This window comes from Flavobacterium sp. FPG59 (assembly GCF_002150205.1).
Lineage (GTDB): Bacteria > Bacteroidota > Bacteroidia > Flavobacteriales > Flavobacteriaceae > Flavobacterium.
In genome coordinates this window covers 1-1,615 of the sequence record NZ_MTCA01000356.1, presented here as the reverse complement: position 1 = coordinate 1,615, position 1,615 = coordinate 1, and the positions used below count along the sequence as shown (strand labels likewise).

Annotated in this window: 2 protein-coding genes; both read right to left on the bottom strand. The window is 29.8% G+C overall.

The window, feature by feature from the left end; translation table 11 throughout:
• Nucleotides 1–238: 238 nt before the first annotated feature.
• Complete coding sequence (locus tag FPG59_RS15935; RefSeq protein WP_254906726.1) at nt 239–1,336, bottom strand: serine hydrolase; 1,098 nt, start codon at nt 1,334–1,336, stop codon at nt 239–241.
• Between the two features lie 22 nt (nt 1,337–1,358).
• Nucleotides 1,359–1,615, bottom strand: a 257-nt coding sequence (locus FPG59_RS15930; RefSeq protein WP_140344719.1) for a DUF6249 domain-containing protein, incomplete at its 5' end; no start/stop codon positions are given.

Genomic DNA, 1,615 nt, shown 5'->3' with positions numbered 1-1,615 from the left:
AATTATTTGAGTTTAATAATTCCCAAATACGACTACGAACTGTAAGTAGTAACACCAATTATCTTTATTTTGAAAAAAAATAACTTCTGATTTCAGCTGAAATTATTTTAAATAGTTGTTTACCTTACAATTCAAAAACACAACTCACGACAGTACTGGTTGATTTATTGTACTAATTTTTTTGGTACAATAGCCAATCATTTTTGCAAAACGCCGATCGCTGACGTATTTTTTGGTTTTATCCTTTTTTTAATGCTTTCAAAGTTAACAATGCAATATCTTCGGTTACTTGAGTTGGAGAATTACAATCACAATTGGTCAGACCTATGACATAAATATCTTCACTCGGAATATAAACTCCCATTGATTTAAAGCCAAAAATGCTACCACCGTGTCTTCTTAATTGAGTTCCATTTACATTGATTAAATGCCAACCATAACCATAAGTGAATTCTTCACCATTGTTCAATTTGTATTTTGTGAATGCCTTTTTTAGTGTTTCGGTATTCAGTAATAGATTAAGATTTAAAGCATTTTGCCATTTCAACATATCGCCAGTTGTCGACATTAAAGAACCTGACGAAAATGGAATGCTGAAACTAATTTGTGTTTTATTAACATATCCATATTCTTTTTTCTGATAACCATATGCTCTTTTAAGTATAATTTTTCTGTCACTTGCATATTGTGAGTTATTCATGCCAACCTTATCAAATATATTTTTGTTAATAAATTCTTCGTATTTTTCTCCCGAAACTAATTCTATAATATATCCTAAAAGCACATATCCTGAATTGTTATAGTCAAATTTTTCGCCAGGAGCAAAATCAGCAGGTTCATTTTTAAAGAAATCAACCATCATTTTTGATGTCATTTCCTTTTGAGAAATATCACGTAACGACTTCATTTTTGTAAAATCTTTGATGCCTGAGGTATGTGTCAATAAATGATGTATGGTAATTTTGTCTCCCAAAGGATAATCTGGAAGGTATTTAGAAACTAGATCATTAACACTCAACTTACCTTTTTCTTCTAATATTAGAATAGAAATTGCTGTAAATTGTTTTGTCATTGAACCAATTTGAAATACATTATCAGAAGTTAAATTAACATCAAGTTCAAGGTTGGCTTTACCGAATGATTTTTGATAGATTGGTTTTCCTGCTTTTGCTACCAAAAATTCTCCACCTGGGCCATTTTTATCTGTAAACACTTTTAGAAGTAAACTATCAATTTTAGCTTCGAGATTTTGAGAATAAACGGAGTTTAATGGATTGCCGATAATGATAAAAGCAATTAAAAGTAAATAAGTTGATTTGATATTGATGATTTTCACTTGATGTTTTTTGATTCATACTTTATTTATCCAAACTATTTGTCATTTTGAAACCTATAAATAAAGACACTCCTGCCATTAAAAATATCATTGCAGGATAGAGTGCATCTTTATCTAATGATGTGTAAGTTGCTAACAGTAAGGCAATAAAAACGCCTGCGCCAATACCCATAAATAAAAGTGCTAGATTTAAAATAATTATTTTTTGAAATGAGTTTCTATTAGAACGAAAAATACTAGCATCTGCGCCTTTTTCTATAAGTGCTAAACGTTCTTTGT